Annotated in this window: 15 protein-coding genes and 1 riboswitch; of the genes, 8 read left to right on the top strand and 7 right to left on the bottom strand. The window is 43.8% G+C overall.

All coding sequences use genetic code 11. The features are described from left to right. Positions 1–57 precede the first annotated feature (57 nt). The 3 genes from pnuC to NXR94_RS00810 all read left to right on the top strand — a co-directional run bounded on the left by pnuC (position 58) and on the right by NXR94_RS00810 (position 3,809). Positions 58–657, top strand: coding sequence for a nicotinamide riboside transporter PnuC (pnuC, locus tag NXR94_RS00820; RefSeq protein ID WP_258102653.1), 600 nt, complete (start codon positions 58–60; stop codon positions 655–657). Further along, a complete protein-coding gene (locus tag NXR94_RS00815) occupies positions 650–1,168 on the top strand; it encodes an ATP-binding protein (RefSeq protein ID WP_258102652.1) in 519 nt (172 codons plus the stop codon). The genes pnuC and NXR94_RS00815 overlap by 8 nt, the downstream gene beginning before the upstream one ends. Positions 1,169–1,180: 12 nt before the next feature. Beyond that, positions 1,181–1,293: riboswitch (TPP riboswitch) on the top strand. Between the two features lie 59 nt (positions 1,294–1,352). After that, positions 1,353–3,809 (top strand): TonB-dependent receptor, encoded by a 2,457-nt coding sequence (locus NXR94_RS00810; RefSeq protein WP_258102651.1) that lies wholly within the window; start codon positions 1,353–1,355, stop codon positions 3,807–3,809. Here the strand turns inward: NXR94_RS00810 and NXR94_RS00805 are convergent, their stop codons facing one another. Next, the gene (locus tag NXR94_RS00805) at positions 3,810–4,385 is read right to left on the bottom strand and encodes a DUF4136 domain-containing protein (RefSeq protein ID WP_258102650.1); all 576 of its coding nucleotides are present in this window, start codon (positions 4,383–4,385) and stop codon (positions 3,810–3,812) included. Positions 4,386–4,549: 164 nt separating this feature from the next. Between NXR94_RS00805 and NXR94_RS00800 the strand changes: the two genes are divergently transcribed. Next, positions 4,550–5,176, top strand: a complete 627-nt coding sequence (locus NXR94_RS00800) for a hypothetical protein (RefSeq protein WP_258102649.1) — start codon at positions 4,550–4,552, stop codon at positions 5,174–5,176. Between the two features lie 2 nt (positions 5,177–5,178). Here NXR94_RS00800 and NXR94_RS00795 read toward each other — a convergent pair whose 3' ends face one another. After that, positions 5,179–6,429, bottom strand: a complete 1,251-nt coding sequence (locus tag NXR94_RS00795; RefSeq protein WP_258102648.1) for a YncE family protein — start codon at positions 6,427–6,429, stop codon at positions 5,179–5,181. Between the two features lie 72 nt (positions 6,430–6,501). Beyond that, positions 6,502–8,379: a von Willebrand factor type A domain-containing protein gene (locus NXR94_RS00790; protein ID WP_258102647.1), complete on the bottom strand. Its 1,878-nt coding sequence runs from the start codon at positions 8,377–8,379 to the stop codon at positions 6,502–6,504. Positions 8,380–8,501: 122 nt separating this feature from the next. On the opposite strand from NXR94_RS00790, the gene NXR94_RS00785 reads away from it, so the two are divergent. Continuing rightward, positions 8,502–9,071 carry an RNA polymerase sigma factor gene (locus NXR94_RS00785; RefSeq protein WP_258102646.1) on the top strand — a complete coding sequence of 190 codons (570 nt, stop codon included), beginning with the start codon at positions 8,502–8,504 and terminating at the stop codon, positions 9,069–9,071. Then, entirely contained in the window at positions 9,058–10,515 is a 1,458-nt protein-coding gene (locus NXR94_RS00780) for an energy transducer TonB (protein ID WP_258102645.1), read from the top strand. Before NXR94_RS00785 ends, NXR94_RS00780 begins: the two co-directional genes overlap by 14 nt. Here the strand turns inward: NXR94_RS00780 and prmC are convergent. After that, positions 10,502–11,353: a peptide chain release factor N(5)-glutamine methyltransferase gene (gene prmC, locus NXR94_RS00775; protein WP_258102644.1), complete on the bottom strand. Its 852-nt coding sequence runs from the start codon at positions 11,351–11,353 to the stop codon at positions 10,502–10,504. The two genes, NXR94_RS00780 and prmC, sit on opposite strands and share 14 nt — an antisense overlap. A gap of 18 nt (positions 11,354–11,371) precedes the next feature. On the opposite strand from prmC, the gene ribD reads away from it, so the two are divergent. Further along, on the top strand, positions 11,372–12,391 hold the full coding sequence (gene ribD, locus NXR94_RS00770) for a bifunctional diaminohydroxyphosphoribosylaminopyrimidine deaminase/5-amino-6-(5-phosphoribosylamino)uracil reductase RibD (RefSeq protein WP_374987989.1): 1,020 nt from the start codon (positions 11,372–11,374) through the stop codon (positions 12,389–12,391). Between the two features lie 2 nt (positions 12,392–12,393). Continuing rightward, positions 12,394–12,873 carry a GAF domain-containing protein gene (locus NXR94_RS00765; protein ID WP_258102642.1) on the top strand — a complete coding sequence of 160 codons (480 nt, stop codon included), beginning with the start codon at positions 12,394–12,396 and terminating at the stop codon, positions 12,871–12,873. Here the strand turns inward: NXR94_RS00765 and NXR94_RS00760 are convergent. Genes NXR94_RS00760 through NXR94_RS00750 form a run of 3 tightly spaced genes read right to left on the bottom strand, consistent with a single transcriptional unit; the run spans position 12,857 to position 14,757 of the window. Continuing rightward, positions 12,857–13,642 (bottom strand): M48 family metallopeptidase, encoded by a 786-nt coding sequence (locus NXR94_RS00760; protein WP_258102641.1) that lies wholly within the window; start codon positions 13,640–13,642, stop codon positions 12,857–12,859. The two genes, NXR94_RS00765 and NXR94_RS00760, sit on opposite strands and share 17 nt — an antisense overlap. Then, positions 13,639–14,166 carry a DUF4870 domain-containing protein gene (locus tag NXR94_RS00755; RefSeq protein ID WP_258102640.1) on the bottom strand — a complete coding sequence of 176 codons (528 nt, stop codon included), beginning with the start codon at positions 14,164–14,166 and terminating at the stop codon, positions 13,639–13,641. The genes NXR94_RS00760 and NXR94_RS00755 overlap by 4 nt, the downstream gene beginning before the upstream one ends. 6 nt (positions 14,167–14,172) lie before the next feature. Beyond that, complete coding sequence (locus NXR94_RS00750; protein ID WP_258102639.1) at positions 14,173–14,757, bottom strand: DUF4389 domain-containing protein; 585 nt, start codon at positions 14,755–14,757, stop codon at positions 14,173–14,175. Positions 14,758–14,840 lie beyond the last annotated feature (83 nt).

Below are 14,840 nucleotides of genomic sequence, written 5' to 3'. Positions count from 1 at the left end.
AAAGCTATCGAGTTCGTAGGTAAAAGCGAACGATAACGCAAAAATTAATTTGTGAACATGGGTGAAATCATTTCGGACCTGATCAGGCAATTTTTAGAAACATCCGCTCTGGAGGCGATAGCGGTGATTTTTGGCCTGGCAAGTGTCTGGTATTCCAAGCAGGAAAATATTTTGGTTTATCCAACCGGGATTGTGGGCGTGCTTATTGCAGTATATCTGACCCTGAAGGCAGGACTGTACGCGGAAGCGGGAATCAATTTTTACTATTTCATCATGAGTATCTATGGCTGGTACTATTGGTTGAATACAGATCAGGATAGGGACCAGGTGCCGGTCACTGATTGCAGTTTGTCCGAACATGCAATAGGGGTTTTAATTACTTTGGGTTCGTTTGGGTTAATACGATTCGGGTTGGATTACACGGATAGTACTGTGCCGAACCTGGATGCAATCACGACCGCAACGGCCATCACCGGGATGTGGTTGATGGCCAAAAAGAAACTTGAAAACTGGATCTACTGGATCATCACAGATATTATAGCCACGCCGCTGTATTTCTACAAAGAACTCTATTGGTTCAGTCTTCAGTTTTTGATATTCACTGCGTTGGCAACATGGGGATTTTTCAGTTGGAAGAAATCATTAGAATATGCTTAGAAGAATTGCGGTTATTGGTCCGGAGTCTACCGGAAAGAGTGAGCTGTGTCAGCACCTGGCGAGAATATATAACACGGAATGGGTGCCGGAATATGCACGTGTTCATTTAGACAGACTCGATCGCCCGTATGAAAAGGATGATCTTGACCTGATCGCAAAAGGGCAATTGGCCTGGGAAGATGATAAGGCAGAATATGCTGAGAAGTATCTTTTTTGTGATACCAATTTGATCGTCATCAAGGTTTGGAGTGATCATAAATATGGAAAGACATCTGATTGGATTGAGGACGAACTGAAAGGCCGCAAGTATGATTTTTATCTGCTGGCCAATATTGATCTTGCCTGGAGACCTGATCCACAAAGGGAGCATCCAAAACTGCGACAGCATTTTTTTGACCTGTATGAACAATACCTGAAGGACCAGGAATTGCCCTATGCCGTTGTCTCCGGAATTGAGGATATGCGAACGAATAATGCCCTGAGTGCTTTGCGGTCTTTTTTCCCCGAATGAATTATAGTTAGTTTTACAAAAAAGGGGTGCCGAATCCTTGTCAGAAACAAGGTAGTCAGGCTGAGATCATACCCAGTTAACCTGATCCGGGTAATGCCGGCGTAGGGACGGTCAGCGACCGAAGTATGATAACCGATGCGGGAGATTCCCCTTTCCCATATGGTTAAACTTTGAAGAAATCCACATGAAAAATTTAGCAATGACCCTAATGGGCCTCATGGCTTTTGGTTACTTACAGGCCCAAAATAGTATTTCGGGAAAAATTGAAAATCAGGAGGGTGAAGCCCTTCCGGGAGCCACAATCACCATAGACAATGGCGATAAAGGAACGACCAGTGATGGTGAGGGCAATTATTCATTGAGCGGAGTTTCCGATGGTACACAGACCATTGAAGTAAGTTTTTTGGGATACAAAACATCTGAAAAAACCTTGAATGTTTCCAAAGACGTAACCGTGAATTTCGAACTGGAGGAGGACATTTTTCAAGCGGAGGATGTGATCGTTTACGCCACACGAGCAAATGAGAAAACTGCGACTACGTATTCGGAGGTTTCCAATGAAGAAATCAATGAACGTAATCTTGGTCAGGACATGCCTTATGTACTGCGCTTTACACCGTCTATGGTGACAACCTCCGATGCCGGGGCGGGAGTGGGTTATACCGGAATGCGAATTCGTGGAAGTGATAATACAAGGGTGAACGTAACCGTAAATGGCATTCCTATTAATGATTCTGAGTCTCATGGTACCTTTTGGGTGAATATGCCTGACTTTGCTTCTTCCGTTAAAAATGTTCAGGTGCAGCGTGGGGTTGGTACTTCAACGAATGGCGCTGCCGCCTTTGGAGCAACGATCAACATGCAGACAAGCCTGCCAACAGAGGAGGCCTATGGACAGATCGATAATTCAATCGGTTCATTTAATACCCGAAAGCATACGGTGATCTACAATACCGGATTGATCAATGATCGTTGGGCCTTTGAAGGTCGATTATCCCAGATCGCTTCGGATGGTTACATCGATCGAGCGTCATCTGATTTAAGGTCCTATTACCTGTCAGGAGGGTACTATGGAGATAAAACCACGGTGAAGGCATTGACTTTTGCAGGCAAGGAAAAGACCTATCAGTCATGGTATGGAACTCCGCAGGCTAAACTGGAAAATGATGCGACCGGAATACAGGATGTGATTGATTGGGGCGGCGAATACGGTACTCAGGAGCAATTGGATAATCTATTGAATTCAGATCGAAAGTTTAACTACTACCTTTATGATAATGAGGTAGACAACTATCAGCAAGATCATTATCAATTGCATATTAATCATCAATTCAATTCCAGGCTAAATGCAACTGGTGCCCTGCACTATACCTATGGAAGAGGATATTACGAGCAGTATAGAAATGGAGATGATCTGGCAGATTACAACATCGATGACGTGATCATCGATCAGGATACGGTGACTTCAACGGACCTGATCCGAAGAAGGTGGCTGGACAATCATTTCTATGGAGGGACCTTTTCTATCAACTACAAGCAGAGAAGGTGGGCTACAAGTGTAGGGGGAGCTTACAACTTCTATGACGGGGATCATTTCGGAGAGATCATCTGGGCCAGGTTTGCCGGAGATTCGGAGATCAGAGACCGTTATTATGACAACTATGGACGTAAAACCGATTTCAACATTTATTCGAAGTCAAATTATCAGCTAGCGCAAAACCTGAACTTGTTTGTAGATCTGCAGTACCGGTATATTGACTATCATACTAAAGGAATTGATAGTGATTTACGTGCCATTGACGCCGGGGGAGAATATCATTTTTTCAATCCAAAATTTGGGGTGACCTACAGCCTGAGTAAGGATGCGAATGTTTATGCATCCTATGCAGTTGGAAACAGAGAGCCTGTAAGAACCGATTTTATTGATGCACTCAATGGGGAAACGCCTGAACATGAGACATTGAAGAACCTGGAAGCAGGGTACCGATTGAGCAAATCGAATTTCTCTCTTTCAGCGAATTATTATCTCATGAGCTACGAGAACCAGTTGGTACTGACTGGTGAACTTAATGACGTGGGTTCCGCCTTGAGAACGAATGTAGATGAGAGCTACCGAACAGGTGTAGAATTGGTCGGTGGGATAAAAATCAATAGGATGCTGGAATGGGAGGCTAACGTGACGCTTAGCAGAAACAAAATCAAGGATTTCACGGAAGTGGTTTATGATTACGGAGCAGCTTTTGATGAGTTCAATGTAGTTACCAATGACTTTAAGAATAGAGATATTGCCTTTTCTCCTAACGTGATCTCTGGGTCAATTCTAACGTTCAAGCCAATTAGTGGTGCGGCTATTGAGTTATTGAGCAAGTATGTGGGCAAGCAGTATCTTGACAATACGCAGGACAATGAGCGAGTGATTGAAAGCTATTTTATCAATGATGCACGATTAAATTATTCATTCGGGCTGGATGGGATAGACAACATTTCCCTGACTATACTGATCAATAATATTTTCGATGTGAAGTACTCATCCAATGGATACACATGGGGGTATCAGGCAGGAACCTACCAATATCAACAAAACAATTACTATCCGCAGGCAGGCAGAAACTTCCTGGCCGGGCTTTCGGTAAGATTTTAACTATTGAGTAGCATTATAAGCCAGTAACTTATACTGGTTGAGAATAGTGCGCACAGCGTATTTGGCATCCTTGCTGAAAAGGTTTGAGTCGTCGAAAAGACCACTCGCATAACCCTGCCAGATGACGCTGTGTGTTCTTCTATCAATGAAATCAATCAATAGGGTTCCTCTTTTCATCTCTACTTTCCTTTCATGATATTTGGCTTCCTCTATTTCGGCAAGGTCGTTATCATCAGGCTCATACTGACCAAAATTGTTTTCCCAATTCACAAGATCTAGTTGATCATAACCCTGTAGCTTAAGATCTTCATTGAATACTTTATAGGCAATTAGAATTGATGGCCTGTTTTCATCGAATACATACCCCTGTGAGCCCATGCGTCGGACGATTTCGTCCTTGATAAGGTGGTCACTCATTCCATTGAAGCTGACCGTATCTTTTTGATCAAGAAATGAGAAGGTTTTGTATCGGCGAAAGGTAGCACGATAGCTGTAGTCATAATCGACAATAAATTCGCGTTCAGCTGTGCACCCCGCCAGCAGGATGATAGATAATAGGAAAACCAAATTTTTCATATTTGTGCATAGTTTTGTTGCGCTACTAATGTATTTGTAGTTTGGTCAGTTAGTAGATGGTCCTCGCTCCTCTATCCACCGATTTGATTGAAATCAAATCTCAATTTAGGGGTGTGTTCATTTTGGTTGTATATAAAGATAATAAGTAAATGAACCAATAGCTAATGTCGTCCCATCACATCATACGAGATGAGCAAGAGCCTGCCTTAATTATTCACAAGGTTAACCCACTTCAGTGGCCGATTGTTTTGGAGCTACTCGGCTGGTCCCCTACCGTGATTGTATCGGAGGAGGCGGTGGATATGCTGCTGGATCATGGGCATAAAATTGATATGGTCTTTTGCTCCACGACCAGGGTGACCGAGTTTGAGCAAAAGCTGGAATCACAGGCACCAATAAAAATTCAGGGATGTAAAAGTGATGATTTCCTGGAGTTGGCCATGACATACCTTGAAGACGGAAACCATAAGGCCGTTCATGTTATTACGGCTTACGATGAACTGTTTCCTCAGCTAAAATATTTTGTAGCCACCAGGCTCGAAGTGGTCATTTTTACAGATAATCAAAAGCATATTCTTTACCGATCCGCCATTTTTAAAAAATGGTTGCCCGCATTTAGCCAGCTGGCCCTGATTCCTCTTGATGAGTCTGCTTTGGTTACTACGAGGGGGTTTGATCATGATCTTGATCAGGAGTCTGTTATGGAAGGTATTGAGTTGAAAAAGAAATTGGAGGGGGAAATATCTATCCATTTTACCCACCAGCCCGCCTTAATTACTGAAAACCTATAATACTATTTTAGACCTATTTTTCGCAGGATAAGTGGCTTGGTATGCTGTAGATTACCATTTTCATCATATGCTGACCAGGGGCTGTTCGAGATGTAAAAGAAGTGGGTTTTGGAAATATAGCCCTGTGTCGGTTCATCCAGATAGTCTACCGACTGATCATAGGGAGCATAATTTTGCACATTGGCATTTTCGACATCAATGAATAATTGCATTACCCTCATTGGCCGGGTACCATTTTGAAGGGCGTACAGGCTGTTGTGATAATAATAAATACCATCTATCCCTTTAAAAGGAGTTCCTTCAGAAAAGGTTACCCGTGTTACCTGACTTGATTCAAGATTTATCTGGAATAGCCCCAGAATGTAATCCGATACAATCAGATGATCCTGATCATCGGTAATCGTAAGTCCCTGCAGGTTGAGGGCTTGATCCGATAAGTCTGCAAGAATCAGCAATGAGTCATTTCGAACGGTGTAGATTTTGTTTCCACCGCCATCCGAAATAAATATTTTCCTCATTTTAGAAACTGTTAAATCCCTGAAATTACTGCCACCTTTGATGGTAGCAATGTGTTTCAATTTTTCTAGACCGAGGTCGTAATAAAATACAGAGGACCAACCTGATTTACTTTCATCATAGCCACTTACCTGGGGAAGCATGGAGGTACAGATCCACAGTCTTTGATTCAACTCATCCACATCCAGCCCCATCACGCCAAAAAAATCAGGATGTGCGGTCTTATCCACCAGTGTTTTGAGCTCGTTGTTTTCGTACCGGTATACTTTGCGTGCGTGGACATCACCAAAGTAAATAGTCTCTGAGATTTCATCTATTCCTACCGACTCGGGATGCTCCATCCCTTCAATGATTCGGAAGGGCTGGCTGGCAATGACCTTCTTGTTGAGCTTATTAGCAAGAGTTATGGCAGATTGGAATTCCTCTGTCTCCTTTATATCCCCAAAGTCGTCATCATCCGAGAAATTCACCAAACTGTTCATGGTCAGGTATGTTTTCAGGTTGGTGACGGCTTTTTCCGTCTGCCCATTCAGCGCAAAACCTGCAGCCATATTGTAGATGATAGGTGGGTAGAGCTCGCGAAAGCTATTGGCAATCTCCATATTCAACAAAAAGCCCTTGTAATCCTGGGCCTTATAGGCATAGATGCCCTTTTCGAAATATTGCTTAAGACTATCGATTTGTGAAAAACCGATTTGTGAGAGGAGGCATAATATGAGGACTAGAAACGGCTTCATGGGGTCACTGAATTTAGCCATTTTATGGGTGAAAAGCTAGCTCCTTTTAAGGAGCTGGCCTTCTTATCACTCTCACTGTACAATATTCCCAGCCAATCTGGCCAATTGGATGAACTCACTTCTATAGCCATATTCGTCGCTACCTCTGGATTTTCTGGCAAGCTCCACCACCTGATCATAGGTGAGGTCCCCTTTGAACTCGGAATCACGAAGCAACATTCCCAGGCTCGCTACAGAGGCAGCCCATTGAATATTATCATCTGCCCTGGTTTCATCAGACTGCTTAAGGGTTTTGGTGATCAGCTTACTCTTATCTCCATCAGGTGCTTTATACCTGAACTTGACAGTAAGGATTTCATCCGTGTCAGAAGCGGCAGTAGTAGTGTTCTGATTGATCTGCTTCTGGTACTTGAGCGGGTCTATGCTGCCCACATAATTGCTTTGAACTCCTACAGGCACAATCTCATATAGTGCTGTCACCGTGTGGCCACTACCCAGTTCTCCGGCATCTTTCGCGTCGTTGTTGAAGTCCTCGTCTTTCAGTTTGCGATTCTCATAGCCGATCAGTCGATAGGCCTGAACGTATGCCGGGTTGAATTCCACTTGTATTTTCACGTCTTTGGCAATGGTGAAGAGGGTACCACCAAATTCATTGACCAACACTTTCTGTGCTTCTTTCAGGTTGTCGATGTAGGCATAGTTTCCGTTTCCTTTATCCGCCAGGATTTCCATCTTGGAATCTTTATAGTTACCCATTCCGAAACCAAGGACGGTCAGAAATACCCCTTCTTTTCTTTTCATTTCGATCAGGTCCTCCATGGCTTCATTGCTGGAAGCACCCACGTTGAAGTCACCATCCGTAGCCAGGATCACACGATTGTTGCCACCTTCTACCAGATTTTGTTTAGCGATTTTGTAAGCTAGCAGGATACCAGCGCCACCTGCTGTGGACCCACCCGCCTGAAGATTATCCAGGGCGTCAATGATCTTTTGTTTGTCGTCACCATTAGTCGGTTCAAGCACCAAACCTGCCGCTCCGGCATAGACCACAATGGAGACCTTGTCTTTTTTACGCATTTGATTCACCAGCATTTTAAGCGATGATTTGAGTAATGGGAGCTTGTTCGGGCTGTTCATGCTGCCGGATACATCCAATAGAAAAACCAGATTGGAGGCTGGTAGATCTTCAGTAGCTATTTTTTTACCCTGAAGGCCTATCTGTACCAGGTGATGCTTTTCGTTCCATGGCGCAGGCATATAGTTCGTAGTAATGGAGAAGGGATCATTGCCCTTTGGTTGTGGGTAATCGTAAGAAAAATAGTTAATCATCTCTTCCACTCGCACTGCATCTTTGGGTGGCTTGTTTCCGTTGTTGAGGAAACGTCTGACATTGCTGTAGGAGGCTGCATCCACATCTATAGAAAAGGTGGAAAGCGGTTTTTCAAACGGTCTCAGGAATCGGTTTTCTTCAATCCCTTCGTAATCCTCGTTTCCATAATAGGGAGTAGCAACATCCTGATAAGTTGCTGGGGGGTAGCTTCTGTTGACGGCACCTGTATGGTGATAAGCTTTCTTTTCTGCCCGAACACCGGCTGCTGATCCGGCCATGTCCGGAATGGAAATTGCTTCTTCAGCTTCCATGACAACCTCTTCTAATAATATTTTTTCAGGAATCAGATATACGTTTATCTGGCGACTGGATCGGACCTTCTTTTCCTGGGTTTTATAACCTACATATGAATAAGTTAGAATGCTGGATTCGCCTTTTACGCTAATCGTATAACTACCTTTAAGGTCTGAGGTGACACTGTTAGTTGTCCCTTTTTCCAAAATGGTCACACCGGCTATCCCGGTTCCGGATTCATCAAACACAGTTCCTGTTATAGTAAAAACAGGAGCCTGGGAGGTCATAATGACCAAAGCGGCTAATAATAAAATGACTCGTTGCATATCGGTATCTATTTGATTTTGTATCCTTGAGATGAATTTGATGTCCGGATTCCATAAAATCATTGAAATAAATTTTCGTTTTATTTTTAATCGACTGATTATTAGCTAATTAATTTCATTTAGTGGGGCTTATTACCAATCATAAAAAACAACTCAACGATGAGGATCTGCTTAGGAACTTTCAGGTGAGGGGAGATGCCGAAGCGCTAGGATTCCTCTATGATCGGTACCTGCATTTGGTCTATGGACTTTGCCTTAAATACCTCAAATCCCGTGAAGCTGCACAAGATGCAGTCATGGACATTTATGAAATTCTGACACGAAAACTACCTGATCAGGAGGTGCGTTTCTTTAAAAGCTGGCTCTATATGGTCAGCAAAAACCATTGTCTGATGCAGCTACGTAAAAAGGACAATGGGGTGGTAATGGAAGAAAGTTTTATGGAATTTTTGGACGACACGCATCTCAATGATGAACCGCCTGTTGATTCAGATCTGAAAGCGTTGGAGGATTGTATTTCAGCATTGCGACCGGATCAGCAGCAATGTGTGCGGCTGTTTTATTTACAGCAAAAGAGCTATGCGGAGATTGTGGCTGCGAGCAGCTTTAAAATGAGCAAAGTGAAGAGCTACATACAAAATGGAAAAAGAAACCTGAAGATTTGCCTGGAGCAAAAACATGTCAGACGATAAGAGACCATATCGACACCTTTCGGAGGAGGAACTGAAAAAGTACCTTAAAGGGGAACTGTCTCCGAGTGAAGCCCATCGTTTAGAGCGCGAAGCACTGGATGATGACTTTGTAGGAGAGGCTATGTCCGGATGGGAGCAATTCGATGAGGAAGCATTGTCCGCTGATATGATTGAGCTACGCAGGAGATTGACTAAAAAACCGACTAGCAGTGGTATGCCATGGATGAAGGTAGCTGCTGTAGGTGCGCTGCTGTTGTTGGCAGGTTATGGGGCCTGGTTTTTTATCGAAAACAGCATAGAAGACAAGACCATTACCCAAAAGCTGGAGAAAGAGGTGGAGGAAGAGCAACCAATACAACCTCCGGTCACTGAGCAGAGAGATGAGGCAGAGGTACCTGAATCTGAAGAAGCTACAGGTGAAGAGGAGCAGGTGAGTAATGAGACAGCATTGGAAGAAGGGGCTGATCAGGAATCAGAGCCACCAATGGTTACGAGCGACGACGTCCGGGAGGAAGAGGTGCCGGTGGCTCTCGAAATAATGGATGTTGCACCTGAGGAAGAGGTGGATATGGAAATAGAGGAAGTGGAGATCATTGATGAGGCTTCAGAATTTGCTTTCAATGAAGTATCGACAGCTGAACCAGAGCCTGAAGATGAGATGACTGTGGCTAAAGAGGAAAGTATGGTGGCTGCGCAGGCAGAACCAGATGTGGATGAGGCTCTTTCGGGCAGACTGGCAGGAGTTTCAGTGAGTAGAAGCATGAAACGTAAGGAAGCAGCCCAACAACCATCAGCGGCTGTGGCTGGCGAAAATACCCAACGGGTGATTACCGGAGTGGTGTTGGATGGCGAAAGTATGGAGCCTATCCCGGGTGTGACGATCAATGTTGAAGGGGCTGTTATAGGTGCGGTATCTGATTTGGATGGGAAATACCAAATAGAAGTGCCGGAGTATGCTGAAAATCTGGTCTTTTCATTTATTGGCTATGAGTCAGAGAAGCGAACCATCAACGGTTTCAATGTCATCAATGTTGAATTAGGTGCTGATCTGATGGCTTTGGAGGAAGTGGTCGTGATCGGATATGGAGAATCGAAAAGGAGTGCTATCACCGGAGCAGTATCCACGGTGGAAATGGATCAGGCGGGATCAAGTTATCAAAATGCGGCACCTGTGGATGGTATGGATGCTTTTAAGGAATACATCCAATCGAATAAGAATTATCCTGATAGTGCTGGACAAAACGAAATTGAAGGAACGGTTAAGCTTAAACTAAGCGTTTCGTCAGGTGGAAGGATTACCAATATCGAGGTGAAACGAAGTCTTGGTTTTGGTTGCGATGAGGAGGCTATCCGTTTGATAGAGGAGGGTCCAAAATGGAACCCTGCTTCCAGAGATGGTGATCCATTGGACTCAGAAGTTACAGTTAGAATTAAGTTCCCTTAAGCGCACGGATCATGCGGTCCTTACCCTGGAAATCATGGTACAGGTCCACTTTCTGGTATCCGATTCTTTCAAGTAACTCGACTGTCTCCTTTCCATAGGACTCATGGATTTCAAAGTAAAGTTTACCCTTTGAGCTCAAGCTCTTCAAGGCTTTCTCGCCAATGGTTCTGTAAAAAATTAGTGGATCATTGTCCGGCACAAAAAGGGCTAGTTCAGGGTCAAATCCAGTGACATTTTGATTCATTTGAGATTTTTCCCCTAGCGGGATATAGGGAGGGTTACTCACTATGACATCCCAGCTTTCCCAGAGCGCCTCTTTTAAAATATCATGGTGTTGAAAGGTAACTCCCACAGCGTTTAGATCAGCATTTTCTATGGCTGTTTTCAAGGCATCCTCTGAGACATCGTAGGCAGTAACCTTTGAATTTGGGAGCTTTTTTGCCAGGGATATAGCAATGCATCCCGTTCCCGTTCCGATGTCTAATATCCGGGGTTCAGAACGCTGATGATCTTTGATAATCAGATCGACCAGCTCCTCTGTTTCGGGCCTTGGGATGAGGATGTGTGGAGCTACCTTGAATGTAAGACCATAGAAATGTGCCTCGCCAAGTATATGCTGGATAGGTTCATGTGTTTTGAGCCTGGTGATGGCATTATTAAGGCTTACTAACTGATTAGGCTTGAGTAACTGGTCGGGGTAAAGTATTCTATCTGTTTTGGATATGTGAAGAAGATCCTGAAAGAGCATCCCGGTTATAATTTCTGCCTCCCTTTCACCATGGATTGGCATTAACTCGTGCATGGTTTCTTTGTAAATTGCCCCCAGATTTTTCTCCATAGCACGAAGTTATCCAATATGACCGATCAATTGTTTATGCAGCGCGCACTTGAACTTGCCCAATTAGGTGTCGGGTCGGTAGCACCTAATCCGATGGTGGGCTGTGTAATTGTTTATGAAGGTAAAATTATCGGTGAGGGGTATCATGAGCTGTTTGGAGGTCCTCATGCCGAGGTCAACGCCGTGAATTCTGTAAAGGATGTTGAGCTTTTGAGCGAATCTACTGTCTATGTGACACTGGAGCCGTGTTCGCATTTTGGAAAGACTCCTCCCTGTGCGGATCTGCTGGTAGAGAAGAAGGTCAAAAAGGTCATCATTTGTAATGATGATCCTAATCCCCAAGTAGCAGGTAGAGGGATCAGGAAATTAAGAGATGCGGGCATAGCTGTAGAGGTTGGTTTGTTAGCTGATAAGGGCCTGGAAATCAATAAACGTTTCTTCACTTTTCAGCGGCTACACCGTCCGTATGTGGTACTTAAATGGGCCCAGACAAGGGATGGCTTTGTTGCCAGGGAGAACTTTGATAGTAAATGGATCAGCAATGCCCAATCGAGACAGCTGGTTCATAAATGGCGTTCAGAGGAATCATCAATCATGGTGGGGACCAATACAGCAATTTATGATAACCCTTCGCTGACCGTCAGGGATTGGCAGGGCAAAAATCCTGTGAGGGTCGTGATCGATCGCGAGTTAAAGCTGAGAGATGATAGTAACTTATTTGATGGAGAAGTTCAGACCCTTGTGTTGACTCTCAAGGAGAGGGAATCCACAGAGAAAGTGAAATATATCACCCTTAAGAATTTGGAACCGGAATCCATTTTGGAGGTACTTTATAATCAAAAGTTATTATCCGTTTTGATAGAAGGTGGAAGTGCGTTGCTACAAAGTTTCATCAAAGTGAACCTTTGGGATGAGGCCAGGGTTTTTACCTCTGAAACAAAATTCGAAAGGGGCATCGCTGCACCGGTTTTGAATGATGAACCTTTTGAAGAACAGAAAATAGGTTCAGATCAACTCACATGCTACCAAAATAAGTAATCATGGCAGAAGAACTTCATATAGCTACCACCGCCAGTAAAGCGGATAAGTATGAGCAGTTGATTCCGCAGATTAAGGGTCTTGTTCAGGGAGAGGAGGATCTTGTTGCCAATTTGGCGAATATCGCCGCGGCCCTCAAACAGACTTTTGGTTTCTTTTGGGTAGGTTTTTATTTAGTGAAAAATGAAGAGTTGGTTTTGGGGCCCTTCCAGGGTCCTATTGCATGTACCAGGATCAAAAGGGGCAAGGGCGTATGTGGTACGTCATGGGAGCGTGCCGAAACCATACTTGTGCCGGATGTTGATGCTTTCCCCGGCCATATAGCCTGCAGCTCTGATTCAAAATCTGAAATTGTCCTTCCTTTGATTAAAAACATGGAAGTGATTGGCGTGCTGGATATTGACAGCGATCAACTCAATGATTTTGATGAAATCGACCAAAAATACCTGGAAGAACTGCTGTCAGTTACAGGTTTCGTTTAACCGCCTCCCAATCGATGGCTAATGGTTCAATTTCGAAGCCCTCTGCCGTCACATACTCCAGTGCTTCTTTAATACGCTTATTGATATTTGGGTGCGACATCAGGAATTCCAGCCGTGCGTCCGGTTCCTCATGTTGCTCTTTCAATTTTCGGAATATGGTGGATACGTGCCTTGGACTGAGCGAGGCGTTTTCTAATGTTTTAAGGGCAAATTCGTCTGCTTTTGATTCCTGTGTGCGATCAAAGGAAGAGGATATAGTGGCTTTGGCTATTTCACCAACTAGGATAGGATCACTACCGGTGAGGATCGAAAAAACAACATTGATCCCCATTTCTTTGATGATTTTATTGACCACATGTCTCTCCTCTACATGACCCATTTCATGGGCGAGCACCGCAGCCAATTCTTCAGGGCTATCTGTGAGTTCCATGATACCTGTGAAGATGAAAATGTGACCACCCAACGTGGCAAAAGCATTAGGCATAGGCTGTTTTACCACACAGATTTCATAATCGTAGTCCGTTGGGCCAATCGATGCCAGTAGTCTCTTTTTGATTTCAAATACCGCCTGATTAATGGTGTCGTTTTCTACAACCTCATATTGGTTTTTGATATTTTGAGCCAGCAGGTCGCCGATTTCTTGTTCCGTTTCAACAGAAACAGAGAGCTCGGGACTATCCGGGATCCACTTGAACAAGGTAAAAGCTACCCAACCCAATAAAAATATCCCGACAATAATTCCGAGCTCCTTGTAGATGCCTTTGATCATTTCGGAGGTTCATTTATTGTTGATTGGCCTCCTTCATTTTCAATTTTGTAGGCCTGATGATAAGCCAGCTTACCAAAAAACAAAAAGTAATAATAACGGCCCTGTCTTGCTTTAATGGCCCCGATAATACTAAAAATGACATATAAAAGGTTTGCACCAACTACCACCCATAGATAGCCCCAATAGGCCTCAGAAACTGAAGCAAATCCTTCGATAAAAATATCCGAGTCATTAAAAGAGCCATTCTTGAAAATAATTCGAAAGGTCCAAAAGACCAGTCCGGCATTCAACAAAGTGGTCGGAATTTGCGAAAGTAAAGACTGAAGTGAATGAAATTTCACAAACCGGCTTTTGGCCCTGTTGAGGAAGTAGTAAATGATTGCTGCGATCAGGTTGATGATGGGAAGTGGCAGGCCTGCTGCCAGGGCTGCGAACATCATTAAATATGCCCCCATCGCATCCTCTCTTTCTCTCAGAGAAAGGTCATCAATTTGCTCTACAGGATGATACATTATTGTACTCATGAAATATTACTCTTGTCCTGAAAATGGAGGGTAATCATCAGTCATAAAACTGAGGTAAAGATTTACACGTGTACCCCATCTCAAGGTTCCAACATTAAACTCATGCCATGATTCCGGGTAAGAACCGGTGAAGAGTACAACCCAAAAGGCGAGGAAGGTGAGAATAAGCCCCCATAAGGTTCTAAATAAGAGCAGAAATCCATGTGGAAGTGCTACATATAGCCCCCCAAATAAGGTTTTGATCAATAACGTGCCACGGCTTAAGGACTCAGGATAGGCTACCTCAAGTGAAGTATATTCATCCTGCGCATTCACTCCGAAAGTCGGGTAGCCATCGCAAAGGTTATACATTCTGGCTTGTACACGTAGGCTCCATTGCATCAATCCAACCTGGAATTCAAAAAAGCTCTCGGGGTAACGGCCTGTGAAAAGAATGCTGAACCAGGCAATGAAGGTCAGGATGGAAGACCAGATGCTTGCAAAAAACAATAAAAATGCGTGGGGTAGTACAATGTAGAAATAGCCAAACAAGGCTCTAAGAATTAGCTCGGCCCTGGAGTAGTTTTCCTGGCGCGTTACAGATAGTTTCATATAATTACTTAATAGGTTAGTTTGCTTTGAAGATAACTCTTTTCAGGAAACCAACAAACAGGTTGTACATGAAACTATCCGAA

Origin of the sequence: Marinoscillum sp. MHG1-6 (assembly GCF_024714475.1) — a bacterium.
Classification (GTDB): Bacteria; Bacteroidota; Bacteroidia; order Cytophagales; family Cyclobacteriaceae; genus JAMZMI01.
This window is presented reverse-complemented; position numbering and strand designations above follow the sequence as displayed.

What these genes read in the sequence shown, in the direction of transcription:
- pnuC (WP_258102653.1), top strand. Translation starts at nt 58, where the DNA reads ATGGGTGAAATCATTTCGGACCTGATCAGGCAATTTTTAGAAACATCC.
- NXR94_RS00815 (WP_258102652.1), top strand. Translation starts at nt 650, where the DNA reads ATGCTTAGAAGAATTGCGGTTATTGGTCCGGAGTCTACCGGAAAGAGT.
- NXR94_RS00810 (WP_258102651.1), top strand. Translation starts at nt 1,353, where the DNA reads ATGAAAAATTTAGCAATGACCCTAATGGGCCTCATGGCTTTTGGTTAC.
- NXR94_RS00805 (WP_258102650.1), bottom strand. Translation starts at nt 4,385, where the DNA reads ATGAAAAATTTGGTTTTCCTATTATCTATCATCCTGCTGGCGGGGTGC.
- NXR94_RS00800 (WP_258102649.1), top strand. Translation starts at nt 4,550, where the DNA reads ATGTCGTCCCATCACATCATACGAGATGAGCAAGAGCCTGCCTTAATT.
- NXR94_RS00795 (WP_258102648.1), bottom strand. Translation starts at nt 6,429, where the DNA reads ATGAAGCCGTTTCTAGTCCTCATATTATGCCTCCTCTCACAAATCGGT.
- NXR94_RS00790 (WP_258102647.1), bottom strand. Translation starts at nt 8,379, where the DNA reads ATGCAACGAGTCATTTTATTATTAGCCGCTTTGGTCATTATGACCTCC.
- NXR94_RS00780 (WP_258102645.1), top strand. Translation starts at nt 9,058, where the DNA reads ATGTCAGACGATAAGAGACCATATCGACACCTTTCGGAGGAGGAACTG.
- prmC (WP_258102644.1), bottom strand. Translation starts at nt 11,353, where the DNA reads ATGGAGAAAAATCTGGGGGCAATTTACAAAGAAACCATGCACGAGTTA.
- ribD (WP_374987989.1), top strand. Translation starts at nt 11,372, where the DNA reads ATGACCGATCAATTGTTTATGCAGCGCGCACTTGAACTTGCCCAATTA.
- NXR94_RS00765 (WP_258102642.1), top strand. Translation starts at nt 12,394, where the DNA reads ATGGCAGAAGAACTTCATATAGCTACCACCGCCAGTAAAGCGGATAAG.
- NXR94_RS00760 (WP_258102641.1), bottom strand. Translation starts at nt 13,642, where the DNA reads ATGATCAAAGGCATCTACAAGGAGCTCGGAATTATTGTCGGGATATTT.
- NXR94_RS00755 (WP_258102640.1), bottom strand. Translation starts at nt 14,166, where the DNA reads ATGAGTACAATAATGTATCATCCTGTAGAGCAAATTGATGACCTTTCT.
- NXR94_RS00750 (WP_258102639.1), bottom strand. Translation starts at nt 14,757, where the DNA reads ATGAAACTATCTGTAACGCGCCAGGAAAACTACTCCAGGGCCGAGCTA.